This is a genomic window from Enterococcus cecorum, from assembly GCF_052119425.1.
In the GTDB taxonomy this organism is placed as follows: domain Bacteria; phylum Bacillota; class Bacilli; order Lactobacillales; family Enterococcaceae; genus Enterococcus_E; species Enterococcus_E cecorum_C.
Genome location: NZ_JBQKFH010000011.1, coordinates 41,198 through 67,154 on the forward strand (window position 1 = coordinate 41,198; position 25,957 = coordinate 67,154).

The 25,957-nt window shown below is 38.3% G+C and carries 23 protein-coding genes; 4 read left to right on the plus strand and 19 right to left on the minus strand.

The annotated features are described in order from the left end of the window. Position 1 precedes the first annotated feature (1 nt). The 3 genes from ACTQZM_RS04220 to ACTQZM_RS04230 form a co-directional block, all read right to left on the minus strand. Complete coding sequence (locus ACTQZM_RS04220; RefSeq protein ID WP_047241696.1) at positions 2 to 1,429, minus strand: flotillin family protein; 1,428 nt, start codon at positions 1,427 to 1,429, stop codon at positions 2 to 4. Between the two features lie 20 nt (positions 1,430 to 1,449). After that, positions 1,450 to 1,860, minus strand: coding sequence for a hypothetical protein (locus tag ACTQZM_RS04225; protein WP_047333989.1), 411 nt, complete (start codon positions 1,858 to 1,860; stop codon positions 1,450 to 1,452). Between the two features lie 240 nt (positions 1,861 to 2,100). Next, positions 2,101 to 2,934, minus strand: a complete 834-nt coding sequence (locus tag ACTQZM_RS04230; protein WP_441652998.1) for a VOC family protein — start codon at positions 2,932 to 2,934, stop codon at positions 2,101 to 2,103. Positions 2,935 to 3,115: 181 nt separating this feature from the next. Between ACTQZM_RS04230 and glf the strand changes: the two genes are divergently transcribed. Both glf and ACTQZM_RS04240 read left to right on the plus strand, forming a co-directional pair. Beyond that, positions 3,116 to 4,219 (plus strand): UDP-galactopyranose mutase, encoded by a 1,104-nt coding sequence (gene glf, locus ACTQZM_RS04235; RefSeq protein WP_441652999.1) that lies wholly within the window; start codon positions 3,116 to 3,118, stop codon positions 4,217 to 4,219. A 154-nt stretch (positions 4,220 to 4,373) separates the two neighbouring features. Further along, positions 4,374 to 5,099, plus strand: a complete 726-nt coding sequence (locus ACTQZM_RS04240) for a DUF554 domain-containing protein (RefSeq protein WP_113784883.1) — start codon at positions 4,374 to 4,376, stop codon at positions 5,097 to 5,099. 43 nt (positions 5,100 to 5,142) lie between these two features. On the opposite strand, the gene ACTQZM_RS04245 is transcribed toward ACTQZM_RS04240, so the two are convergent. Next, entirely contained in the window at positions 5,143 to 5,715 is a 573-nt protein-coding gene (locus ACTQZM_RS04245; RefSeq protein WP_016250377.1) for a uracil-DNA glycosylase family protein, read from the minus strand. A 243-nt stretch (positions 5,716 to 5,958) separates the two neighbouring features. On the opposite strand from ACTQZM_RS04245, the gene ACTQZM_RS04250 reads away from it, so the two are divergent. Further along, positions 5,959 to 7,950, plus strand: coding sequence for a KUP/HAK/KT family potassium transporter (locus ACTQZM_RS04250; RefSeq protein WP_441653000.1), 1,992 nt, complete (start codon positions 5,959 to 5,961; stop codon positions 7,948 to 7,950). A 53-nt stretch (positions 7,951 to 8,003) separates the two neighbouring features. Here the strand turns inward: ACTQZM_RS04250 and ACTQZM_RS04255 are convergent, their stop codons facing one another. The 8 genes from ACTQZM_RS04255 to gor form a co-directional block, all read right to left on the minus strand. Then, positions 8,004 to 8,606, minus strand: a complete 603-nt coding sequence (locus tag ACTQZM_RS04255; RefSeq protein WP_441653001.1) for a histidine phosphatase family protein — start codon at positions 8,604 to 8,606, stop codon at positions 8,004 to 8,006. A 226-nt stretch (positions 8,607 to 8,832) separates the two neighbouring features. Further along, positions 8,833 to 10,296 (minus strand): peptide MFS transporter, encoded by a 1,464-nt coding sequence (locus ACTQZM_RS04260; RefSeq protein ID WP_441653002.1) that lies wholly within the window; start codon positions 10,294 to 10,296, stop codon positions 8,833 to 8,835. Between the two features lie 541 nt (positions 10,297 to 10,837). Next, entirely contained in the window at positions 10,838 to 12,592 is a 1,755-nt protein-coding gene (cydC, locus tag ACTQZM_RS04265; protein WP_441653003.1) for a thiol reductant ABC exporter subunit CydC, read from the minus strand. Further along, a complete protein-coding gene (gene cydD, locus ACTQZM_RS04270; RefSeq protein ID WP_441653004.1) occupies positions 12,585 to 14,306 on the minus strand; it encodes a thiol reductant ABC exporter subunit CydD in 1,722 nt (573 codons plus the stop codon). The genes cydC and cydD overlap by 8 nt, the downstream gene beginning before the upstream one ends. Then, a complete protein-coding gene (cydB, locus tag ACTQZM_RS04275; protein WP_248625524.1) occupies positions 14,303 to 15,319 on the minus strand; it encodes a cytochrome d ubiquinol oxidase subunit II in 1,017 nt (338 codons plus the stop codon). The genes cydD and cydB overlap by 4 nt, the downstream gene beginning before the upstream one ends. After that, positions 15,312 to 16,754: a cytochrome ubiquinol oxidase subunit I gene (locus tag ACTQZM_RS04280; protein ID WP_113827467.1), complete on the minus strand. Its 1,443-nt coding sequence runs from the start codon at positions 16,752 to 16,754 to the stop codon at positions 15,312 to 15,314. The genes cydB and ACTQZM_RS04280 overlap by 8 nt, the downstream gene beginning before the upstream one ends. 1,270 nt (positions 16,755 to 18,024) lie before the next feature. Continuing rightward, the gene (locus ACTQZM_RS04285; protein ID WP_171312088.1) at positions 18,025 to 18,936 is read right to left on the minus strand and encodes a LysR family transcriptional regulator; all 912 of its coding nucleotides are present in this window, start codon (positions 18,934 to 18,936) and stop codon (positions 18,025 to 18,027) included. Between the two features lie 141 nt (positions 18,937 to 19,077). Then, entirely contained in the window at positions 19,078 to 20,424 is a 1,347-nt protein-coding gene (gene gor, locus ACTQZM_RS04290; protein ID WP_441653010.1) for a glutathione-disulfide reductase, read from the minus strand. Between the two features lie 240 nt (positions 20,425 to 20,664). On the opposite strand from gor, the gene ACTQZM_RS04295 reads away from it, so the two are divergent. Continuing rightward, positions 20,665 to 21,504, plus strand: coding sequence for a Cof-type HAD-IIB family hydrolase (locus ACTQZM_RS04295; RefSeq protein ID WP_441653005.1), 840 nt, complete (start codon positions 20,665 to 20,667; stop codon positions 21,502 to 21,504). Positions 21,505 to 21,551: 47 nt separating this feature from the next. On the opposite strand, the gene ACTQZM_RS04300 is transcribed toward ACTQZM_RS04295, so the two are convergent. The 7 genes from ACTQZM_RS04300 to ACTQZM_RS04330 all read right to left on the minus strand — a co-directional run bounded on the left by ACTQZM_RS04300 (position 21,552) and on the right by ACTQZM_RS04330 (position 25,661). Further along, positions 21,552 to 21,794, minus strand: coding sequence for a hypothetical protein (locus ACTQZM_RS04300; RefSeq protein WP_047241710.1), 243 nt, complete (start codon positions 21,792 to 21,794; stop codon positions 21,552 to 21,554). Between the two features lie 74 nt (positions 21,795 to 21,868). Beyond that, positions 21,869 to 21,964, minus strand: a complete 96-nt coding sequence (locus ACTQZM_RS04305; protein WP_322388757.1) for a type II toxin-antitoxin system YafQ family toxin — start codon at positions 21,962 to 21,964, stop codon at positions 21,869 to 21,871. 167 nt (positions 21,965 to 22,131) lie between these two features. Next, on the minus strand, positions 22,132 to 22,329 hold the full coding sequence (locus ACTQZM_RS04310; RefSeq protein WP_243190908.1) for a hypothetical protein: 198 nt from the start codon (positions 22,327 to 22,329) through the stop codon (positions 22,132 to 22,134). A 179-nt stretch (positions 22,330 to 22,508) separates the two neighbouring features. Next, complete coding sequence (locus tag ACTQZM_RS04315; protein ID WP_441653006.1) at positions 22,509 to 23,771, minus strand: ABC transporter permease; 1,263 nt, start codon at positions 23,769 to 23,771, stop codon at positions 22,509 to 22,511. Then, positions 23,764 to 24,663, minus strand: coding sequence for an ABC transporter ATP-binding protein (locus tag ACTQZM_RS04320; protein WP_441653007.1), 900 nt, complete (start codon positions 24,661 to 24,663; stop codon positions 23,764 to 23,766). Before ACTQZM_RS04320 ends, ACTQZM_RS04315 begins: the two co-directional genes overlap by 8 nt. A 28-nt stretch (positions 24,664 to 24,691) precedes the next feature. Next, complete coding sequence (locus ACTQZM_RS04325; RefSeq protein WP_441653008.1) at positions 24,692 to 25,453, minus strand: DUF3169 family protein; 762 nt, start codon at positions 25,451 to 25,453, stop codon at positions 24,692 to 24,694. Beyond that, the gene (locus ACTQZM_RS04330) at positions 25,440 to 25,661 is read right to left on the minus strand and encodes a helix-turn-helix transcriptional regulator (RefSeq protein ID WP_441653009.1); all 222 of its coding nucleotides are present in this window, start codon (positions 25,659 to 25,661) and stop codon (positions 25,440 to 25,442) included. Before ACTQZM_RS04330 ends, ACTQZM_RS04325 begins: the two co-directional genes overlap by 14 nt. Between the last annotated feature and the right edge of the window lie 296 nt (positions 25,662 to 25,957).

The following is a 25,957-nucleotide window of genomic DNA, read 5'->3' on the forward strand; positions in this document are numbered from 1 at the left end:
TTTATTCTCCCTCTTCTTCTATCTTTTCTTTTACTTCTGGTTGTACTTTTTGTCCTTCAATCGCTGCAACAATTTCTTGATTAGCTTGTTTTCTAGACATCGTTTCATTGATTAAGTTCACTAAATCAAGGCCTGTGGTTTCTTTGATGGTTTCAAAGGTGCGAGCTAATCCTGCTTCTCCCATTTGATGAACACCATCGCCAGCTCCAAAGCTAACCACTTTATCGATATTGCTAATTGGCGCATTGACTTCTTTAGCAATGGCAGGTAAGACTTTGATAAATTCGACTAATACCCCAGCTTCGTTTAATTTTTGTAAAGCCAAGGCCATTTGTTCCTTGCTTTGCGCTTGTGCTTGACCGACTTTGGCAATCTTTTCGGCTTCAGCTTGCCCTAGTTTTTCAATTCTTTGGGCTTCAGCTTCGGCAGCTAATTTGATTTTTTCGGCTTCAGCTTGGGCATAGGCAATTTCTTGAGCTTTTTTCGCTAAGGCATTTTGTTCTACCACATATTTATCGGCTTCAGCTTTTTTACGAAGGGTTGCGGTTAATTCTTTTTCAGTTAATTCGGCTTGTTTTTCTTGAATTTCGATATTCTTTTCTTGTTCAATCAAACGAACCTTCATCTTTTCACCAACAGCCACTTGTTCTGCTTGTGCCACAGCTACTTCTTGTTCTTGTTTATAGTGCGCTTGTTTTAAGGCCATGTTTTTATTCGCTTCAGCAATTTCGGTTTTGCGGCGAATTTCTTCTTGTTGCGCCAATTGTTCGTTTTCGGCTTGTTTGATACGAGTTTCGCGCAACGCATTAGATTCTGCAATTTCAGCATTTTTCTTCACTTCGGCAATTTGTGGACGTCCCAAAGCATCTAAGTAACCATTTGGATCACTCACATCTTTAATGGTAAAGGAGACAATTTCTAGACCCATTTTTTGTAAGTCAGTAGATGCCACGGCTTGGACTTGTTCCGCAAAGTCATCACGGTTTTTGTAGATGGCTTCTACGGTCATAGTCCCTAAAATTGCACGTAAATGACCTTCCAATACTTCTTGTGCTTCATCTTCTAGTTCAGCGGTTGATTTGCCTAAATATTGTTCAGCAGCTGTTTTAATCGCTTCGGTACTATTGCCCACTTTCACTAAAACGGTCGCACTGGCTTTGATTGGCACGCCTTGTTCGGTATAAACTTCTGGTGTGCCGATTTCTAATTTGTGGGTAAGTAAACTCAATTTATGCGCTTTTTGCACAATTGGAATTACGAAAGTCCCACTGTTTTTTAAAATCTTGATGCCTTCTTTACCTAAGAATGAACCGGTTACAATCAAGGCTTCATCGGGTTTTCCTATACGATAACGGACCATCAAGAAGATCACTAAAGCTAAAACAACAAATACAATCCAAAAAATCGGATTTCCCAAAAAACTAAACATCTACACCACTTCTTTCTTTTTTAACGCGGATAATTGACGACGAGCGCCCGACCTTCAGCATCAAATTCGACAATCAAGACCTTACTACCAGCCGGAATCTCAAGGTTTGCTTTGATATCTTTTGGACGGAATAATTTGGCAGGAAAAGTCGCACGTGCATGACCACTACCTGTTTCCATTACTTCCCCAATCGAATCCCCTTTAATCTTGACGGTCAATTCACCTAGCAAATAATCTTCCTTTGAGAGTGAATTGCTTTGATTGCGGTCGGTCCACTTATTATAAAGATACATAAACGGCGCAAAAATTAGACTAAAAATCAGGTAAAGTCCGATAAGCCCCAAACTAATGATACCTACCCACACCAGGGCTTGCATCAAATCTGGTAAGGTGGCTATTGACTGATTTAACCAATTGATTAGTGCTTGCATTTTGCTCATCCCTTTAAGTTCTATAGTTGTATAATAACACTATTTGATTTTCTATTCAAGCAAGTTAAAGTAAAATCCATCTTAAGTCCTAGATGTTAATCCTTATGATGCAAACAATTGAAAGAGATTTATCTACAATTCAAACAATTTATTCAGTCGTAGTAAAAAAACAAATATAGGTAAAAACGCACTTTTTCTTCCTATATGTATAGCACAAAAAAAGACCGCCAAGAAAGCGATCTAATTTTGATAATCGATTTGAATCGCGATGCCGTCTGTATCTAGCAATTGAAGTTGGCGGGTGGTTTGATGCTTGATTTGAAACCCTAGCTTCGAGGCGCGACTGGCGATGGCTAAAAGTTCGGCTGCCTGGTCACTTACAAAACCGATTTTAGAAAGTCCGGCTTGCTTGTCTTGATGCACTGTATGACGTCGTTGCCACTGGTTAAAAGCTAAATGATGATGATAACTTCCGCTCGCAATCCAGGAAGCCTTGGCATATTGGTGCTTTTCTTGCATATCGAGTAACGCTTGATAACGTTTGGAACTAGCCAATGCATCGCCTACTGCTAAATGAACGTGCCCCATCTTAGTGCCTTGAGATAAGAAAAAGGGCTCAGGTGCTTGCGAAATCATATCATAAATCTCTTGAGCGGCTAATTCTTCAGTGACGCCAATGATCCGTCCATCGCTTCTGACATCCCACTGATTTTGCGGTTTATCGCGATAAATTTCAATTCCATTACCTTCTAAATCATGAAAATACAAAGCTTCACTATAGCCATGGTCCGCCCCACCTTCTAATGCCACCCCACATTGAATTAAATGATGCAAAACTTCAGAGAGTACAAGCCGTGTCGGTACCAAAATCGCCAAATGATAAAGTCCGGCTGTTTGCTTATCTTCCTTAGTGGCTTGTTGCAAGATCACTAATGGCCGCTGATCTGCCGGAATGCCTAATACGATTTGTTCTTTTGTTTTGGACAATACACTTAACCCGACAACTTCTTGATAAAACTGCGATAGTCTTGGTAAGTCAAGTACATTGAGATAAACGGGACCTAATTGTAACATATATATTCCTTCTTTCTGCTCTTTACTATAGACCTAAAGCCAACAGATAGGAAGTAGGCACTTTTTTTACCGTAAGTTTCCCAAAAGATACCTTTGCGAAAACTCAGACTTGTGAAACTTCACTTATTGAAACTTTATGACCTGTGCTATAATGAAATCAAAAAGAAGAAAGGGTGGCAGCATGAACTATTTAATTGTCGGCGCGGGACTTTTCGGGGCAACGATGGCACACAAACTCGCTAAAGCTGGACATCAAATCACCATCATCGAAAAACGCGACCATCTCGCCGGAAATATTTATACCAAAGAAGTAGCGGGTATCCAGGTCCATCAATACGGCGCGCACATTTTTCATACCTCGAATGAAGAAGTTTGGCAATTTGTGAATCAGTTTGCTGAATTTAACCATTTTATCAATTCGCCGTTTGCCTTCAGCCGTGGCGAACTCTACTCTCTGCCTTTTAATATGAGCACCTTTTATCAGCTTTGGAAATTAACCAAACCTAAAGAGGTTCAAGCAAAAATCGATGAGCAGCGCCAAGTCCTTCATGGGAAAAAACCGGAAAACTTAGAAGAACAGGCGATTGATTTAGTAGGAACGGATATTTACGAAACGTTGATTAAGGAATATACCGAAAAACAATGGGGCCGTAAATGCAGTGAATTGCCGCCGTTTATCATCAAGCGTCTGCCAGTCAGATTGACTTTTAATAACAACTATTTCAATGATAAATATCAGGGAATCCCGATTGGTGGCTATACGAAAATGGTGGAGAAGATGCTCGATTTACCAAACATTACCGTGCATCTCAAGACAGATTTTTTTGCTAAGAAAGCGGACTATTTGAACAATTACGATAAAATTATTTTCACCGGAATGATTGATCAGTTTTTTGATTACAGGTACGGTCCTTTAGAGTATCGTTCTTTACGCTTTGAACATGAATTGCTAGATGAAGCCAATTATCAAGGTAATGCGGTCATTAATTATATTGATGCCAAATATCCTTTTACGCGCATCATCGAACATAAGCATTTTGAATTTGGTCAACAGGAAAAAACGGTGATTACCAAAGAATATCCTGCGAATTGGCAAAAAGGCGACGAACCTTATTATCCCGTACAAACACCGGAAAATGCCGCCTTATATCAAAAATATTGTCAGCTTGCTAAGGACTATCCGAATGTGATTTTTGGTGGGCGTTTGGGTATGTATCAGTACTTTGATATGCATAAAGTCATTGAAGCTGCCTTAAACGTAGCGAAACAAGAATTAGCTCAATAAACCCTTCCCCGCACTTTGAATGAAAGTGGTGGGGATTTTTTATGCACCAAAAACTTGCTCTGTACTGAAAATTTACCTCTACAGTTCTCCTTGTTTCTTGGCATCATTTTTGCTAGAATCTACTCATTCAATCATCTTGAAAAGAGGGGTATTTGTGCCAGTAGGAATTATCGTCAATAGTATTGCCATTTTTCTAGGAGGAATTTGTGGCGGATTATTAGAAGAACGGCTATCAGATCGTTTCAAACAAGAAATCACCCTTATCTTTGGATTATGTTCGATGGGAATGGGTGTCAGTAGTATTGTCTTAATGAAAAACATGCCCGCTGTGGTATTTGCGGTCATTATTGGGACTGCTGTTGGATTAGCCTTTCATGTAGAGCAACGATTACGAGGCGCAGCAAGTGTGATGCAAAAGCCAATCAGTAAACTAGTCGGTGAGCAAACCCATATGAGTCAAGAAGCTTTTCAAATTCAACTCGTTACCATCATCGTGTTGTTTTGTGCTTCAGGTACTGGGATTTATGGAAGTTTGGATGCAGGGATGACTGGCGACCACACCATATTGATTGCTAAGTCGATTTTGGATTTCTTTACCGCGGCGATTTTTGCTTGTAATCTTGGCTATGTAGTATCCGTGATTGCTTTGCCACAATTTGTCATTTTCTTTTTATTATTCCTTGGTGCAAAGCTGATTTTTCCACTAACCAACCCAACAATGATCGCGGATTTCAAAGCAGTGGGTGGCTTTTTAATGTTAGCTACCGGATTTCGCATGGTCAATATCAAACAATTCCCAACCGCTGATATGATTCCGGCGATGGTGTTCGCGATGCCTTTTAGTTATCTCTGGACAGCAATCATTATGCCGATGCTATAATTTAATCAAAAAGTCACTCAGTTTGTGGGCTGAGCGACTTTTTTTATTTCAAAATATTTTCGACTTGTTTTTTTAAGCAAGGCAGCACTTCTTGATCAAACCAGGGATGTTTTTTCTGCCAAATTTGATTTCTTGGTGAAGGATGGATCAATGGAAAATACGTAGGCAAATAACGCTGATAGTCTTGCACCACTTGTGTTAAGGGAGTGCTTTTTTTGATGCCTAGATATCTTTCCATCGCATAATGTCCGATTAAAAGGGTTAGTTGAATATCCGGCATTTGTTCTAATAGCAGAGGATGCCATTTTTGCGCAAAACCTTTTCTAGGTGGAAGGTCCCCTGATTTACCAGCTCCTGGAAAGTAAAAGTCCATTGGCAAAATCGCAATTTGACCACTTTCATAAAACAGCTCCTCATCTACCCCTAGCCATGCTCTTAAGCGATTCCCACTCGCATCCGCAAATAATTTTTGACGATCTTGGGCTTTTTGACCAGGTGCCTGTCCTATAATAAGCACTTTAGCTGTAGGGCTCACCTGATATAATGGCGCTATTTGCTGTTGTGTATAAATTTGATTGGCTTCATCTTGCATGATTGATTGTTTAATTGTTTGCATCGACATTCCTCTTTTAAACTAATTTTTTTCGTATAAAGCTCTATTTAATAATTTTTATTATGCAAAAGATGAAAATAAACAGGTTTCAAAAAGACAATCCACTTATTTTCTTAATAGTTTTCAAAACTATTGTAACATGAATTCTTTCAGCGTAGAATTATTCTGTTTTTAACAGTTTATAAAGGCCGGATAGCAATGGAAATGCAAGTATTCTTCCTAATTTTAGGTATCCGTGAATAAAAAATGAAAGCACAACACATACGACCTACTACCAGTACAACAGCAGGTATTCTATTAGCCTTAGGGATTGTTTATGGAGACATTGGTACTAGTCCACTTTATGTAATGAAAGAAATTATCCATGGCAATCAAGGAATTATTAGTCGTCCATTTATCTTTGGCGTTATTTCACTTATTTTTTGGACGGTTACTTTGCTTACCACTGTCAAATATGTATTTCTCGCTTTAAAAGCAGACAATCATGGTGAAGGTGGCATCTTTTCTTTATACACACTCTTACGCAAGCAAAAAAAATGGTTAATCGTCCCGGCTATGATTGGTGGTGCCGCTATTTTAGCAGACGGGATACTAACTCCTGCAGTAACCGTTACTTCAGCCGTTGAAGGGTTAAAAGGACTCCCTATGCTGAGCTCATTTTTTGACCTTCATCAGCAAGGAATTTTATTGATTACACTAGGTATTTTAATGTTTTTATTTTTCATTCAACAATTTGGAACAGACATTGTAGGTAAAGCCTTTGGTCCAGTTATGTTATTATGGTTTAGTTTTCTAGGCATATGTGGTTTATTACAAATCAGCCATGATGTTAGTATCTTAACCGCCATTCATCCTAAATATGCCTGGGATTTACTATTCTATCGTCCGGAAAATCATCTGGGTATTTTTATTTTAGGAAGTGTTTTTCTGGCAACGACGGGTGCAGAAGCTTTATACTCTGATATGGGACATGTTGGTAAAAATAATATTCGGCTAAGTTGGCCTTTTGTTTTCATCTGTTTGCAATTGAACTACATGGGACAAGCAAATTGGATCTTACAACATGCGCAACATTTACAGATGGAAAATCCCTTTTTTGCTATGGTACCTGAACACGCACGCTTAATAGCGATTATTTTAGCAACCCTAGCTGCCATCATTGCTTCACAAGCATTAATTACTGGTTCATTTACTTTAGTTTCTGAAGCAATTAAATTAAAATTACTACCTAAATTACAAATTCGTTATCCTGGAAAAAGTATTGGGCAAATGTATATTCCTACAGTAAATTGGTTGTTATTAATTGGCTGCAGTGGCATTGTTTTAGGATTTCAAACATCTAGTCGCATGGAAGCAGCTTATGGATTAGCCATTACGGTAACAATGTTGATGACTACTATTTTGCTTTACCAATTTTTACTAGTTAAGCACGTGTATAAAGTATTTGCATTCATCGTATTTTTATTTTTCACTAGTATTGAAAGTATTTTCTTACTGGCCAGTCTCGTAAAATTTATTCATGGTGGCTTTGTTGCTGTCTTATTGGCATTATTTATTTTAAGCATCATGTATATCTGGTATCAAAGTAATGAAATTCAAGAACAAAATATTCGTGCAGTCAACCTAAAAGACTATTTACCTCAACTTAAGCAATTAACTACAGATGAGTCTATTCCGACTTATCAAACCAATCTGGTCTTTTTGGTTCCTCAACTGCAAGGTGAAAAAATTGCACAACAATATCTTTACTCTATTCTTGATAAAAAAGTCAAGCGAGCAAAAGTTTATTGGTTCGTCAGTGTTGTCGTTACTGATGAGCCGTATACAAAAAAATATGCTATTGATATGATGGGAACTAATTTTGTAGTCAAAGTACAGCTATTTTTAGGGTTCCGCGTGGCTCAGGAAGTCAATATTTACTTACGCCAAATTATCCAAGAGCTAATGGATCAAAAACGATTACCAGAGCAACCACAAAAATACTCACTCACTCCTGGAAGAAAAGTGGGTGACTTCCGCTTTGTACTCATTCGCGAGGAATTATCTAATTTGACCACCTTATCACGTTGGCAAAGACAAATCATGCAAACAAGGCTTTTAATCAAAAAGTTTACCGTCGCACCAGAAAAATGGTTTGGTTTACAGTATAGCGATGTGGTTCATGAAACAATTCCATTAAATGTAGGTAAAAAAAGAAAAATTTATCTAGAAGAATGTTTATTTGCTAAAAAAGGATAATTCGCTATTTCTCACCCTAGCAAGGAGCAAAATTTTCTTGCTAGGGTGCTTTTTTATTTACCCGTGATTGCCCATTGAATCAGTTGTGCCTGTGATGTGTGTAACTGATAATCTACAATCGTCACACTCGCATTAGGTAGTAAACCATCTTTACGAAAATCAGCGATACCATTCCCTAATAAACATTGAATTAACAACGTCAAATGAACACCATGACCGGCTATTAGCACATGACCATCTGGAAAACGTCTTGCTAACTCATCAACAACAGCCTTACCACGAGCGAAAACTTCTTCATAAGATTCCATCTGATAGTCTGCAGTCGGAAAAGCTTCCGGATGATCACGATAAAGTTGGCGGGTTTCTTGTGGGACTTCTTCAAACAAGATTCCTTCCCAATCGCCAAAATAAAACTCACGCAAACGTTCATCGACCACATATTGCTGCGGATTGACGGCTAATTGTAAAGTCGTTTGCGCACGAAATTGAGGCGATACATAAATAGCCGCAAAATCTATCCCTTCAAAAAAAGGACGTAATCTTTTGGTTTGTTCGATGCCTTCTGGTGTTAACGGCGAATCCACACGCCCCCCATTAAAGCGCCGTTGTTCATTAATTTCAGTAATACCATGTCGTAAAAAATAAAATCTTGTCATACTTACACTCTTTTCTTCGCTGTTTTTCTTTTATGATACAAGAGTTTGCTTTTATTGACCAGTCTTTGCTCCTTTTGAATTGATGTATCGATAAAGTTCGATAGAGAATCTACCTGCTTTGCCTGGTGCTGAAAGTATTCGTTCGATACACATCGGACGTTTTGATATGTATCGTAAATAATAAAAAATGCCGTTCTCACGTGATTGCGAGAATGGCATTTTATTTTTAATGAATATTTCCCATTAATTTTTGGATAGGTTTGCGATTGAAGTACAGGATAATTCCGGCAATCACCGCAACCGCACCGACAATCCCGTAATAAGCGGACTCGGTTTGCGGGGTATAAAAGCGAGCAATTTGCGCATTGATGACTTGTGAAGATGCATCAGCCAATAACCAAATCGCTAAAGTTTGCGCTTCAAAGGCTTTTGGTGCTAATTTAGTCGTTACGGATAAACCAACTGGAGATAGACACATTTCCCCCGCAATCATAATGAAGAAGCTACCGATTAACCATAATGGACTGACGCGACCTTCTACGCCATAAAGCATCCCTGGTAACATTAATAGCACAAAAGAAAGACCGGCTAAGACTAAACCAATTGAGAATTTCACAACGGTTGATGGTTGTTTCTTGCCCATTTTAGACCATAACCACACAAAGAACGGTGTCATTAACACAACGAATAATGGGTTGAGCGTTTGATACCAACTAGCTGGAATGGTAAAGCCAAAGAAAGTTGCTTGGGTTCTTTCACTAGCAAATAAAGCTAAAATGGATGAGCCTTGTTCTTCTAAGGACCAGAAAATAATCGCCGCAAGAAATAGTGGGATATAAGCACGTACCTTTGATTTTTCCTCGGCAGTCACTTCATCAGAAACTAACATACGAGTAAAGTAGATAATCGGAATCGCAATCCCCACCACGCTGACAAAGTTCACAAAGAAATCAATCGTTAGCACCCCTAAAGCATAGGCACCGACAAAAATAACTAAGACGGCTACAATTAATAGCGCAATGGTACGAAATACTTTTTGACGCTCGGTACCTTCAATTGGATTCGTTGGCTGAGTCGCAATGCCGTTTAATGTAGATTTGCCTTGGAAGTAGTAAACTAAAAGTCCGATAAACATCCCTACCGCAGCAATCCCAAAGCCTAGATGATAGCTGTAGCCTTGACCGACTGTTCCGACAATAATCGGGGCAAGTAGCGAACCGATATTAATGCCCATATAAAAAATCGAAAAACCTGCATCGCGGCGTAAATCTTCTTTAGAGTATAGATGACCTACCATACCTGAAACATTGGCCTTAAGCATCCCGGTACCGATGACGATTAAAATCATTGAAACGAAAAGGCCAATCACAGCTAATGGTAAAGCCAAGACGATATGACCAAACATGATAAATACGCCACCGTAAAAGACGGTCTTATGCGAACCAAATAGTCGGTCTGATAACCAACCACCTAAAATACTAGACATATACACTAACGCACCGTAAACCGACATAATGGCTACGGCTGTTGATTTTGGTAATCCTAGACCGCCATTCGTGACTTGATCATACATGAAATACAGTAAAATCGCACGCATCCCATAATATGAAAATCGTTCCCACATCTCCGTGAAGAACAAGGTGGCGAGTCCTCTAGGTTGACCTAAAAAAGTTTTTTCTTCGTTTTGCATCGAAGACCTCCTATACAATAATTATGTACTGACTGTTTAGATTCAGCCAAATAAAAAAAGACAATAAATATTTTACCCCTAATTATAGTGTTATGTAATAAAAAAGAGAATATCTTAATTTATCACAACTTGCATCTCGAAAAATTTCTATTAATTTTATTGTATAGACATTTTTATATGAAAGAAAATTATTTTTTATCATAATTTATTCATTTTTATTCGAGATATTTTTAATAATTAATATCCTATACCAAATATTAGTTATTTATTACACTTGTTTTCTTAATAGTCTGACAATTGAAAGCCTTTCGAATATACAAAACATCTGAAATTTTATAAATCGTTGCAACTATTCATCCAACGTAAATTTTTCGTTGCATAATCGTTGGATAAAAATAGTGGGAATTGACCGAAAATCCTTATACGACGCAAAAAAATCGTTGCACCCGAAAATGCAACGATTTTTTATGATTATTATGAAACGAGCTTTTTTACCATCCGATTTTCTCAGCGGTAGGTAAACACACGAATTTCTTCATGTCTAAACGAGCTGGTTCACAACCTTTCCTTCATCTATGGCTTTGAGTTGTTGGAAGCGTGCGTTGTTTTGGGCTAAGGCAGCGGGGGTTCCAGACATTTCTAGGCGGCCATCTTCAATGAAAATGACGCGGTCCATGATTTCGATTCCTTGTAGATGGTGGGTAATCCAAATCACGGTCTTATCTTGCAGCTGACTAAAGAACGTATCGATTAAGGCTTGCTCAGTTAATGGATCAAGGCCGACAGTTGGTTCATCGAGTAAAACAATCGGGGTATCTTGTAATAAAATACGTGCTAAAGCCATTCGATGACGCTCTCCACCTGAAAAACGCAAGCCAGCTTCATCCACCATGGTATGTAATCCTTCTGGCAATTGTTCGACTAATTTTTTCAAACCAACTCGTTCTAGCACTTGCCAAACTTCTTCTTCACTCTTATTCGTGTTTGCCATACGGACATTATTTAAAATCGTCGTATGGAATAAATAAGGTGCTTGCTGAATGACGCTGATGTAATGACTCATCGCATCACCAAACTGATAAGTCGGCACACCACCAAGCGTTAACAGTCCATTTTGCGGTTTCAAATCTCCGCGAATCAAACTAGCCAACGTACTCTTCCCTGAGCCACTCTTACCTAAAATCGCAATTTTTTCACCTGGTTCAATCGTTAAGTCCAAGCGATCCAAAACAAGATGATGATCATAGCTAAAACTCAAATCCTCCACTTGAATACGTGTATCGGTCACTTCTATGGTTTTAGGTGCTTCATCAGGTGTTTCATCTAAGGCATTTAAACGATTGATGGAATCTTTATAGACATTGCTTTCTTGCATCGCTTCAGGTAACACCACAAAAGCATCCACCACTGGAAAAGCACTTAATACAAAAGCCGCAATCCAGTTCGCTGCGCCCCCATGATTTCCGACAAAACGCTGCGAAGTCCAAACGATTAAACCAATCACGACAAAACTATAAATCAATTGGAATAAGACCTGCACTCGTCTGTTAAAGAGGCGTTTTTGATCTTGCACTTGATAGAGTTCTTGCTCGACTTGTAAATGCGTATCGACATACTCACTTCCACGTTGACTGAAAATCCAATCCGCAACACCTAGCACATTATCGGTCAAATCCGTATATAATTCTGTTTTAAGCGTTTTTTCTCTTTCTTGGCGCGCCCCATTGACAACCACGGACCAAACAGGCAAAACAATAACCAAGATAAAGAGCAACAAGGCTAAATACAAGGCAAAAAAGATAGAGAACATACCGACTGCGATGACGATAAAGGCATATAAAATCAAGGCAATAATCAATGGGAAAATCGTCCGCAAATAAAGGTTTTGAATATATTGAATGTCTTCTGCTAATAAGCCCAAAATATCTCCCATACGATACTTTTGCTTAAAGACCATCGCATCTTTTTCTAAAGTATGGTACAGTTTGCGACGAAGTTTAGAGGTCATCTTCAATACCCAGTTATGACTCGTTAAACGTTCGATATAGCGAAAGACCGGACGACTCACCCCAAAGGCCCGCGTTAAGACAATCGGCACATAAACCAGTAAAATATTTTCCGGTAATGAAGCCGACTTACTAATTAAGTATCCTGAGTTGAACATTAAAGCGCCGGCACTAAAGAACGTACAAAATCCTAAGAAAATTGCCAACATCAAAGGTGCTTTATAACGTTGAAGGTATGGTTTAACCCAGGTATCCTTTTCAAAAGCTTTTAGGATAGGAATTTTAGACATGACGTTCACCTCGCATTTTCTTCGTTAGTTCAAAGAAGGCGCCCCGTTTTTCGGTTAATTCGTTAAAGGTTCCCGCCTCGACTAATTTTCCTTCTTCTAAGACTAAAATATAATCCATTTGGTGCATCCAGTGCATACGGTGAGTCGCAAAAAAGACCAAACGATTTTCCATTAGCGGTAACATCTGATTCTTTAATTCGACCTCGGTTTCAATATCCAAATGGGCAGTTGGTTCATCTAAAATCAACACTTTGCGATTCTTATCTAAAAAGGCCCGTGCTAAGGCAATTCGCTGTGCTTGACCCCCACTTAGACTCCGTGCCCCTTCACCGATTAAGGTATCCAAGCCATCTGGTAATTGGGCGAACAATTCGCTAAGCCCAGCAACTTCAATGGCTTGCATAATCGCCGCATCATCAGCTTCTGGTGTATAAAAGGCAATATTTTCTCGTAAACTTGCCCGGAAAACATAAGGATTTTGCGGAATATAAATCAACTGCTTTTGCCAATCTTCTTGTTTAAAGCTAGTCGTTTCTTCGCCATTAAAGAGAATCGAGCCTTGCTTAGGTGTTAAAAAGCCACTCATGACATTCATCAGCGTGGACTTCCCTGAACCACTCATCCCAATGACGCCAATTTTTTGGTAGCCACTTACTTGTAAATTCACTGGTTGTAAGCCTGAGCCTTGACCATAATCAAAGGAAAGCTCACTTAAATCAAGCGTTGAGGATTCATTCCAAGGAGCAATGGCGATTTGTTCCACTTCATTTTCGGGTAATTCTAAAATTTCACGAATCGCTGTCATCGCATTTTTCCCATCTAAAGTCGCATGATAATCACTTGAAAAATCACGAACCGGCAAGAAATATTCTGGTGCTAAAATAAGAACCGTCAATGCTGGGAATAATAAGATTTCCGCATTTAACAAACGCAAACCTAAAAAGACCGCCACAATCGCTACTGATAATGTCGTAAAGAAATCTAAAGCAAAGGTGGACAAAATCGCAATCCTTAACGTAGACATGGTCGCTTTCCGGAATTGTTCACTGGTTTGATAGATGCCTTTTTCATAAGATTTACTCATGCCAAATAGTTTCAACGTATCAATCCCACGCAACGAATCGATGAAATGGTTCGATAAAATTTGGAAGGAACGATATTGACGGTCGGCCTTGGCTTGAGCAGCATATCCTAATACAATCATAAAAATGATAATTAATGGAAATACTAAAAGCAAAATCACGCCACTGACCCAGTCATAGTAAAAGACCACGACTAAAATCACCCAAGGCACAATCATCATATTCATCATCTTGGCTAAAATCAGATGTATATAATTTTCGACTTGACTGATACCATCTACGGTCATAGTCGTTACATTTCCCGTACCATGTGCTTGAACCACGGTAGGACCAAGTTTAAAGATTTTTTGCAATAATTGGGTACGTAGCTTTTTGGCTTGTTCTTGCGCATAATTATCTAAAAGTCGTTCACGCAAGTAAGTAATCACATGTCGAGCCATGAAAAATAGGAAAAAACCAAGCACGTAAAGTCCGACTTCTTTAAGTGTGTGACCTTCCCATAAATGAGTAATCGCCGCACTTAACATCCATGCTTGGCCAATGATAAAGATTGCTTGCAAGAAAGCAAATCCTGCAAGCAACCCAAACATTTGTCTAATTTTTTCAAGGCGCATAATTGCCTTATCTATCATTCTTCATACCCCGCTACATCAGCAGTCACACGTTTTCTGAAGATATAGTATGTCCAAGCAAAGTAAGCTAAGACAAATGGTAATAAAGTAATTGCGACAATACTCATAATCTTCAAGGTGTAAGGTGTTGAAGAAGCATTCTTAATCAATAAGTCAAATTTAGAACTGATTGAACTAATCATCACACGTGGGAATAAACCAGTAAATAGTAAAGCCACTAGTGAGACTAAAGTTAAACCACTGGCTAAAAAGGCTGCTAATTCTTTTCCTTTTAAGACTGAAATATTTGCAAAAACCGTTAATAACACGATTAACACCACTAAAGCTAAAGTTGTTGCAAAGTGTAGTTTAAAGAAGTCTGTTTGTAAGTATAATAGAATCGCAAATACGACTAAACCTGCGTAAAGTACGTAATATAAAACTTTCGCATAATCGCGCGCACGATGACGGATTGGGCCATCTGTTTTTAGCGCGATATAGTTTAAGCCGTGTAAGTAGCAAAGTAAAGTTAAAGCAACGCCACCCACGATAGAGAAAATATTAAAGTAATCTGTAAAGTGAGCAGTCATATTTCCATTGGCATCTAAAGGCATTCCTTGAATCATGCTGATAAAGATAATCCCAAAGAAGAATGGCACGATAAAACTACCAATCGTTAATGTCCAGTTCCAGAAATTCTTTTTACTTGGTTCGACTTTGTGACGGAATTCAAATGAAACCCCACGGATGATTAAACCAAATAAAATCGTGAACAATAGTAGGTAATAACCACTGAACAATGAGGCATACCAGAAAGGAAATGACGCAAACATCGCTCCACCAGCAGTTAATAACCAAACTTCATTTCCATCCCAAACTGGGCCGATTGTCGCAACTAATTGATCTCTTTCTTTTTCATTTTTGGCTAATGTATGCATAGACATGCCCACACCATAGTCAAAACCTTCTAAAAAGAAATAACCTGAGAATAATACACCAATTAAGAAGAACCATAAAAGTTGTAAATTACTCATGAACGGCACCTCCTTCAAATGGATCGACCGGACTTTCTACTGCGACTTCTTCTAATTCAGGGCCTTTGCGAACTTCTTTGACCACTAAAGTCACCATCACAGCAGCTAATCCTGTAAATAGTAAGAAGTAAATCGTATTAGAAATTAATAATGAAGTAGTAGATACATTTGGTGACACACTATCCATGATGGTAAATACACCATAAACTGTCCATGGATAACGACCTAATTCAGTAATTAACCAACCAGTTGTATTAGCTAAGAATGGCGCAAAAGTCGTTAAAGCCATGACCCAAATGACCCAACGTTTCTTAAATAGACTTGGATCTGGTTTTCTTGTCATCACTAGTCCAACGATTGAAACTAAAAGCATCAATACGCCAAAGCCAGCCATCACACGGAAGCTCCAGAACAAAGCATTTACTGGTGGGTAGAAGTTCAAATCTTCACCCGTTGATTTTTTGTAAGCTGCTACTTGATCTTTGAAATCTTTTTGGAACTGTTCGTTTAATTCGTTCATCCCTTTGATTTCTTTATTTGGGTTATTGAAAGCTAAAATCCCTAACATGTAAGGCACTTTCACCCCAAAGACTTCTTGTTTGTTTAATTCATCTGCCCAGCCGACGATGGTCCAAGCATTGGTCTTTTCGTAAGCTCCTTCAGTGGCAGCTAATTTCATTGGTTGTGTTTCTACTAAGTCTTTCATTTGTAAGTCCCCAGCAAGTAACACGCCTAATGAACCGACTAAAGCAACGGTTAACCCTACACGAATAGATTTGCGGTAGAAGTCTTTGAATTTGTCTGTAAGATTTTTGTTGCGTAATAATTGGAAAGCCGTTAATCCAGCAACAATAATCCCACCCATTGTAATCGCCGCAGTAATGACGTGTGAGTATTCATACCAAGTTTGTGGGTTTTTAATTAAAGCGAAGAAATCAGTCATTTCCGCGCGACCATTACGTAGTGCATAGCCTGTTGGGTGTTGCATGAACGCATTGGCAATTAAAATCCACAAGGCAGATAACATCGAACCTAATGTTACCAACCAAATAAAGACTACGTGAAGTTTAGGACTTACTCGCTTCCAAGTAAACATCCATAGTCCTAAGAAAGTTGATTCCATAAAGAAAGCTAATAGGGCTTCAACAGCTAGCGGTGCACCGAAAATATCACCAACGAATCGAGAATAATCTGACCAGTTCATCCCGAATTGGAATTCTTGAATAATACCAGTAACGACACCGACCGCAAAGCTTAGAAGAAAAATATTTCCCCAGAACTTAGCCATCTTTTTGTACATTTCGTCCTTTTTAACAACATACAGTGTTTCCATCACAGAAATTACTAAAGCGGTACCGATAGAAAAGGGTACGAAGAAATAGTGAAACACTGTTGTCATCGCAAATTGGAAACGTGCTAATGACACAATATCCATTTCAAATCCTCCAATATAAAATGATTTGCTCGAAAAACTTCAAGCAGTGACGAATAAAGCAAATCTCATCATCAGACATCGGACTTGCTACAAACAAACGGCTTTTCGCTGTACTCACTTATTTCAAACGGCTTATCAGTGAAATCAACAAAAAGTTTGTCCGAGTGATAAAAATAATGAAAATACATTCACTCTATAGCTTTATTGTATACTTTTTTCTTATATTTTCAAAGATTTTATTTCGCACTTTATCATAAGTTTTTATTGAAATATCAAATAAAAAGAACAATTGCTATGTAAAAATTTTATCATTTGACCCATTTTCATAAAAATACAAAACAAAAGATATTTTAATGTACGTTATCTATTTTTTAGTTAGAATAATTATAAATTTTATCAACCTATCAAATTTATCCCTATTTTTCAACTTTATGAAAATTTAAGATAACATTTATTTATTTTTGAACAGAGATAAACATGTAGATATCAGTATTTAAATAGCAACCACGGACATTCTTGTGGGGATTTTCTAGTTCGGGGTGAAGTTTTTTGGTCGATGCCTAGCTATTTTTAAAAAATTTGCTATAATGTAGATGAAAGCAATCGTCCGTTTTTGACGGTCGCATAGTTATTTAGGCAAAATAGCCGTTCTAACCTCGCGAAAAAATTAAGTTAGAGGAACGGCTATTTTTCTTGCCTTATTTTCCATATTTACACAAAAACCAGAGAATAAGTCCCTGGTTTTATAGTTGTAAAATTAAAAAAAATCGACAAATAAAAAAAAGTATGCTAGAATACAAATGAAAAGAGGGACTGCTGGTACAATCCCCCTTATCAGAGATAGTCCGTTTTTGACGGTCGCATATTTATACTTGGCAAAATAGCCGTTCTAACGTAGCGAAAAAGTTAGAGGACGGCTATTTTTTCTTGCCATTGTTGCCTAGGATTAAACCTATGATTTAGATCACTAATGATAGCGTACCAAAAATCACCGCAACTACGATTGAAATAATCGCAATAATGTCGCTGGCTGACATGAAAGCAAATCTCCTTTCTGATAGATTTTGCATAAGCACCACCTACTTCCAGTTGAATTTGCAACCGCCATAACTGCATATCTCAAAACTTATTCTATCACAAATTAATTTTAAATAAGAACAGAAATACCCCAATCATTTTCTCTTTTTTCGCTATATAATTTCACTTAATTTTGAGAATTTTATCTATTATTTCCCATATTTACACAAAAACCAGAGAGCAAGTCCCTGGTTTATTTTGATGGATGAAAATGTTGTAAATAGTCTTTCAGTCGCGTCAAAAAGCTTTCCGCCATATCTGAAAGGACACGGTCTTTTTGATGAATCGCAATTAACTGACTTTTCGGCGCATTGGCTAGCGGAATCAGTAAAATCCCCTGCGAAGGCCCATCTTCTACCAAGCCAGAGCCAGAACCATAGGCATTTGTGCGTGTTAAGATACCGGTTAATGTCGCGCGGTCAGAGGCGTGAATGACCTGCACCACCTCTGGAAAATCCAATAAATCCTCTGAAAAATAAGTATAATGGTCACTTTCTTGTGAGAAACGGATTTGCGGATAAGGCATTAAATCATCTAAGGTAATCTCTGCTTTGGTCGCTAAAGGATGATTTTCACCTAAAAAGATATGCGTTTGAAACTCATGCAACACCTCATAAGTCAGCTCACTAGCCTTAAACATCCGCTCTAAAGCTACTTTATTGGAAGCATTCAGATATAAAATACCCAATTCACTACGATATTCTTCCACATCTTTAATCACGCTCAAAGTCGTATTTTCGTATATGCGGAAAGATTCACACTCTGGAAAATCCTGAATCATCTCGCTTAGAATAATAGATAAGAAATCATAGTGCTGACTGGCAATCGAAAAATGCTTGGTATGATCGCTTTTCGTGGCATAACGATTTTCAAGCAACTCCACTTGCGATAAAATTTGTTGCGCATATTGGAAAAAATCGCTACCTTCTTTAGTCAGATAGGCCCCTTGACTCGTGCGTTCAAATAGTTGCACATTTAATTCTTGTTCTAATTCTTTAATCGCATGGGACAGACTCGGTTGCGATACATAGAGTTTTTTGGCTGCTTCTCGAAAACTCCCATTATTCGCAATCGCCGTCACATAACGCATTTGTTGAATATTCATCCTAAAACCACCTTTTTACCTTCCTTTTTTCCCATTATACCTTTTTATCTGCTCATTTGTGAACAACTTCTAGACTTTCATTTGATAGCCTTTATCTATCACGCTTCGCAACTCGCGTCTAAGCAAGCTACCTCATAACCTTTATCTCATTGTCACAAATTCTTCGGCGCCGGTTGGGTGGATGGCTACGGTGTTGTCAAAATCGGCTTTGGTTGCGCCCATTTTAATCGCCACCGCAAAGCCTTGAAGCATTTCATCGACTCCTACGCCAATGCCATGAAGTCCGATAATTTTTTCTTCTTCACCTAAGCAGACTAGTTTCATCACAGATTTTTCGCGGAAGTCGCTTAACGCATAATGCATCGGTGTGAAAGTGGAGCGATACACTTTGATATTTTCGGCACCATATTTTTCAATGGCTGCTTCTTCACTATCGCCAATTGTTGCAATAGCTGGATGCGTGAAAATCACAGTTGGTACTAAATTGTAATCCAAATGCGCATCGGTTTGACCATTGAATAAACGCTCAGACAATCGACGTCCAGCCGCAATTGCCACTGGGGTTAATTCTAATTTACCAATCACATCGCCCACTGCAAAAATATGATCCACGCTTGTCTTTTGATATTTATCCACTGCAATAAAGCCTCGGTCATCCAGCTTGACATCCGTATTTTCCAAACCAATCTTTTCCACATTTGGCACGCGTCCTCCGGCAAACAATACATAATCTGTCGCAATAACCGCACCATTTTCAAAAGTCACTTCATAACCGCTAGCTGTCTTTTCGATTTTGGCTGGTACATGATTGGCCTTAGTCGTAATGCCGCGCGCTTGATATAAATTCACTAAAGATTCGATTATTTGGGTGTCAAACTGGCGCAATGGTCGTGCTTTGCGATACGCCCAAGTCACCTGTGAACCTAAACCATGCATCACACCGGCCAATTCTGCCGCAATATAACCAGCCCCTAAAATCAAAACATGCTTAGGTAACTTAGTTAAAGCAAAGAAATCATCGGAGTTTTTCGCATATTCGCCACCAGGAATCGCTAAGGGCATCGGTCTAGCTCCGGTCGCAATCAAAATGTTTTCCCCATAAAATTGTTGGTTGTCCACAGAAATCACATGGTTATCCACAAATTGTGCATAACCGTGAATAACTTCAACTTTATTGCTATCAAGGCCTCTTTGGTACGCACCATGTAGAAATTCAATATACTTTTCACGGTTTTCCACAAGTTTTGCGAAATCAAACTTATCCACATGTGCATAAATACCGTAGCCTGCTGCTTCTTTTTCCACAGCTTCAATCACATGACTCGCTTGCCACATCACCTTTTTAGGGACACAGCCGACATTCACACAGGTACCCCCTAGATGACGACTTTCAATCAATAACACTTTAGCACCACGCATCGCAGCTCGGTTCGCAGAGGCAATTCCCCCACTCCCGCCACCAATAACAATATAATCATAAGTTGGTATACTCATTTACATCACCTTAAAAAATTATTTTCAACACTTTTTGGTTGAATATTTGCTTTGAGTATAACATAACCTTGAAAAATCCCCAAAATATCTGCCATTGGCGAAACAACATTTACAAATTGCATATATTTTTTGCTATTATTTTGTAAATACTATTTGAATTCCACTGTAAACGCTTATCAATTCACACACCTTTTGATACGATAAAGATAAGAAAACAACAAAGGAAGAGGTACTATGTCAAAAATTATTTTTCTCGATGTTGATGGGACTTTAGTAGATTATGATAACACGTTGCCTGAATCTGCCAAACTGGCTATTCAAAAGGCACGGGCAAATGGGCATCTAGTTTACGCATGCACTGGGCGAAGTAAAGCGGAAATGCCCGATTATATTTTAAATATCGGACTGGATGGGATGATTGGGGGCAACGGGGCCTATGTCGAACATGACGGCAAGGTGATTATGCATCAAATGTTGTCTGCCAAAGATGTTCGTGAAATTGTCGATTGGTTGCATGAGCGGCAATTAGAATTTTACATCGAGAGCAATAACGGGCTTTTTGCGAGTGAAAACTTTCGTGAAGTGGCGCGTCCAGTCATGAAAAAATACGCACTGAAAAAAGGAAAAAAGCTAGAAGAAGTAGCTGATCAAGAAGTAGAAGACGTGCTACATGGCGTCGTTTTCGGTGGGAAGCTGTATCGGGATGATGTGAATAAAATCAGCTTTATCCTCAACTCTTATGAAGACCATGAAGCAAGCAAACAAGCCTTTGCCCATCTAAAAGCTGGCACATGGGGTGGTGTTGGCGAAACAGCCTTGTTTGGTGATTTAGGTGTGAAAGACATTACCAAAGCGCATGCCATTGATGTTTTACTTGACCATCTGCACGCTTCAAAGACAGATACGATTGCCTTTGGAGATGCGAAGGTCGATATTCCGATGCTTGAATATTGCCAAATTGGTGTCGCAATGGGCAATGGTGGCGAAGAAATCAAAGCTATGGCCGATTTTATTACCGATGCAGTAGAAGACGATGGACTTGCCCATGCTTTTGAAAAATTAGGTTTAATCTAACAAAAAAAAACGCTCAGCCTTGAAAATGAGGTTGAGCCTTTTTTGCCTTAATATTGCGCTTGAATCGTGACTTGATTTTGCTTTAAGCCTGTTTTTTTGAAAAAGTCCTGAATAAAAAGTTGTGAATGTGTATAAGGACTTTCTGCATCCGTTAAGGTCAGTACGTAAAACTTATCATAGGGATTCATCCAGACCCCAAAATTCTTCAAAGCCACGATGTCGATATTGGGGGCATCTGCGGTTAATTCGATTTTGTATTGACGAACATTATGCATATTGTTGAAATTCATTTCCTGCCTCGATTCTATGGTTTATTTATTTATATGATAACACTTTCACAAAAAGAAAGCTATTTTCTGAAGTATCAATCAAATAAATCATCATGTTTACCCGTTCTAGTTAACACCAAAGTTATACTTTCTTTCTCTATTTTATAAATCAAAAGCCAATCATTTTCAATATGTAACTCTCTATATCCTTGCCAATTTCCTTTTAGCGAATGGTCCTTATGTCTTTAACTTATAAGTATCCTTTGAAATAATGCATTCGACAGCAACTTTAACTTTAGTAATATCATAGTGCTTCTTTTTGTATCTTTTCAAGTCTCTTTTAAATGCAGGAGTTTGCCTAATCTTCATTGATACTCTGCCACCATTCTTCTACACTATCAAACGCTTCTGTATTTCCGCTTTCTACGTCTAACCGTGCTTTGATGTTTTCTAAATCTTTTAGTGTATAGATATATTCAATAATTAAGTCAAGTTCTTCAGCATTGAGACCATTAATCATCCTAGTTAATTCATCCACTTTTGCAGACATTTTCATCGCTCCATTCTTTTAATAAAAAAAGCTGACTTCAACTATAATATATCATTCATTGTGATAAAAGTGAATGAATTAGTATGAAACTACAAATGAAAACAGAGATTATTCTTTATTTAGTTTATTCACAAAGAGTTAAAAATGTGTAGCAAGAATATTTCACCTTACTACACATTTTTGAGTTATTTCACGGTTTTCATTAATTTGATGGATTGTTTAAAGGCCGCCAATACCCCACGGTCATTGTAAACGAGGACATTGGCTTTATACATTTTCGCTGATAAGACCATCACCACGGTACTAATCACGATATTTAGCGCTAAACTGATGAAAGCACCTGGATAGCTGACCACTTCATTGACAATTCTAAGTGGCATCGCAAAACTAGACCAATATGGAATATAAGAAGTAATGGTTAAAATCGGACTTTGCGTATTGGTAAAGCTAAAGACCAAGCCGCCAAAATAGCCAATCATCGCCAAATACATCACCGGCATAATGGCTTTGGAGGTTTCTTCTGCGCGATTGACAAGAGAGCCTGCCACCGCTGATAAGACCGCATATTGGACAATTCCCGTCAAGACAAACAGCGCCACTAAGACAATATTTAAAAATAAAGTCCAACTAAAGTGCGCCCCAAAATCCACACTTGCTAAAAATGGCGCCAGTTGCTCATTATCCTTGAATTGATATAAACCAAACAAAAAGACGGGAATGTAGACAGCCATCTGCGTCAAACCAACCAAGATGACCCCCATGATTTTTCCATAATAATGCGTGCTTGCCTTGGTACTCGATAAAATAATTTCCATAATCCGACTACCTTTTTCCGTCGCAATTTCTTGGGCGATAATATTGGCATAATTAGCAATAAACAAGAATAAAATAATCGTGCAGGCAAATCCGATAATCATCTGAACCGCTGCGCCATCTTCTTGTTTTTTCGTTAAGTGGCCTTGATCATTGACGGTCACTTTATTCACCGTAAGTGGCACTTGTTGGTCGAGTTGGGCCAATTGTTGCGCACTTAACCCTAACTTTTGGGCAGAAACTTGGCGTTGGATTTGACTTAACATCATGCGCAATTTCAGCTGCGTACTGGTTTCCACACTATCTTTGGCCAATAATTTTGCTTCAAGGACCTCTTTTGAAGTATCTAAAATTAAGAAGGCATCAATTTTATCCTCTGCCAGTTGCTTTTCACCGGCCTTTTCAGATTTCATCGCAATAAATTCGAATTCCTTTGATTGGCTCAAGGCGTTGGCAAGCACCATCTGTTGGTCATACACACCAATTTTGTCAATGCTAGACGCGTCACTCATAAATTTACCCATGCCATAATATAAAGCACCAATTACAAGTGGCGCCAACACCATAATCAAAAAGGCAGCCGAACGTACTTGTTTTTTATAAACATTTAATGCAATAATCCAAAACTTACTCATTTTCCGCACCTGCTTTCATCTTGAAAATCTCTTCTAAGGTTGGTGGCTGCTGAATAAACATCGGAATATAGCCGTCTTTAGTCACCATTTGGAAGATTTCTTTTCCTACTTCAGGATCTGACAAATGCAAAATAGTGCGATTGGCTTGGTGGGTCTCGACTTTTGCTACACCTGGTAAAGTCTCAAAATGATACTCGGTATAATCGCCTTCTAAATATAAACGACTACGACCAAAGGATTCTCTGATTTCATCGACTTTGCCATGTAGGACGGTTTGCCCATTTTTCAGCATAATTAACTGGTCACAAATTTGCTCGACATTGTCCATATTATGACTTGAAAAAATGACACAAGCATTGGATTGGCGCAATTCGATAATCGCATTTTTCATAATTTGAGCATTTACCGGATCCAAGCCGCTAAATGGTTCATCTAAAATCACTAACTTCGGCTGATGAATTAAGGTCGCAATTAGCTGAACTTTTTGCTGATTCCCTTTTGAGAGCGTCTGAACTTTATCGGTTTTCTTGCCTTTTACTTGGAATTTTTCGAGCCAACCGTCAATTTGTGGGGCGATTTCTTTCCTTGATTTGCCCCGTAACTCTGCAAAAAATAATAATTGCTCTTCTATCGTTAACTTCGGATACAATCCACGCTCTTCAGGTAAATAGCCAATGAAATTATAGTCTGCTTCCCCGATTGGATGACCGTTGAATAACACTTCCCCTTCATCTGCTTGTAAAAAATCTAAAATCAAGCGGAAAGTCGTGGTTTTCCCTGCACCATTTTGACCAATTAATCCTAAAATCGAGCCCGGTTCAATGGTAAAGGATAGCTGATCCAACGCTTTGTAATCCCCAAAAGTCTTGGATAAATTTCGTACACTTAACACAGCAAACACCTCTTTAATGAATCATCTTTCAATTTAATTTTTGTTTACGTAACTTTAAATAATAAACTTGGAATAAAATATTAAACGTCGCAAATAACGCGGTAACTATCAGTACTGCAAAAAATCCTGTATCGAAAAGTAATTGGCCGATAAACGCAAGAAACATCGCAATAATAAAAACGATTTGCATTTTACTAAACGTTGAATAGGCGCTTTGGTAAGTGAGTTCTTTTTCGGCTTCATCACTATAGGATAACCATTGCTCTAAATAATTCACCGAAGTCGGATCAGCCTTACTTTTCTCAGGATAAACCTTAATGGATAGACGATACAACTGGATAATAACATAGTCGATATAGAAAAAATTGAAAATATATAAAACTGCAATGATAAGATAGATATCTATCTCAATAATTGTATTTAATAAGCACGCACCCAAGATGAAGAAACAGATACTCACAGCCGCCAAAATCTGACCACGAGCAAACTGTATTTCAAATTTATCTTCTAAAAAATCCAATGCCTCTTCCTCTGCTTGGACAATCCTTTGTACAGTCCGCTTCGTTTTTCCATAGTAAATCCCCAACACGATATTCGTAACGATACATCCAAACAAAAAGAGATAAACAAAAGCTTGTTGTAAAAATAATTTAAACTGATTTAAATCGATATGCCAAAAACTACGATTCAATCCTCCGATAATTGATCCTACCAGACCAATCACAGCGCCTAATAAAGCAAATTTCATCGTTTTGCCTACCCATTTCTTCAACACCTTATCCTTTTTCATCTTCGTCATCCTCCTCTAATTGAAAAATGTCTTCTACTTTGGCTTGGCAAATTTGAGCAATTTTTAGGGCAAGGGCCACAGAGGGTGAATAGTCACCACGCTCGATTAAACTAATGGTTTGCCTAGATACCCCCGCTAATTTGCCAAGCTCGGTTTGATTCAATCCTAAAGAAGAACGATACTCTTTTAAATGGTTAATCAGTCCCATCTTCCCCCACCTCGATATTCTTTTTTGAATCATTTTTGACAAATATCCTTGTCATCTACACTCTAACATTGACAACTATTCTTGTCAATCGTTTTTGACAAGTTTTTTTGTCATTTTTGGCAAAGGCGCTAGTAAAGGAAGGAAGGTTCGTATTTTTTTCAACCCTTCTCAAAGCAAAAAAAACCGGGTCTAAGATATTTAGTGTTGTTACTCAAACGGAGGATAACACTAAATATCTTTTTTTATACTCATAATAATAGAAAAAGACATCTGTTTCCTCTATAATTAAGTCGACC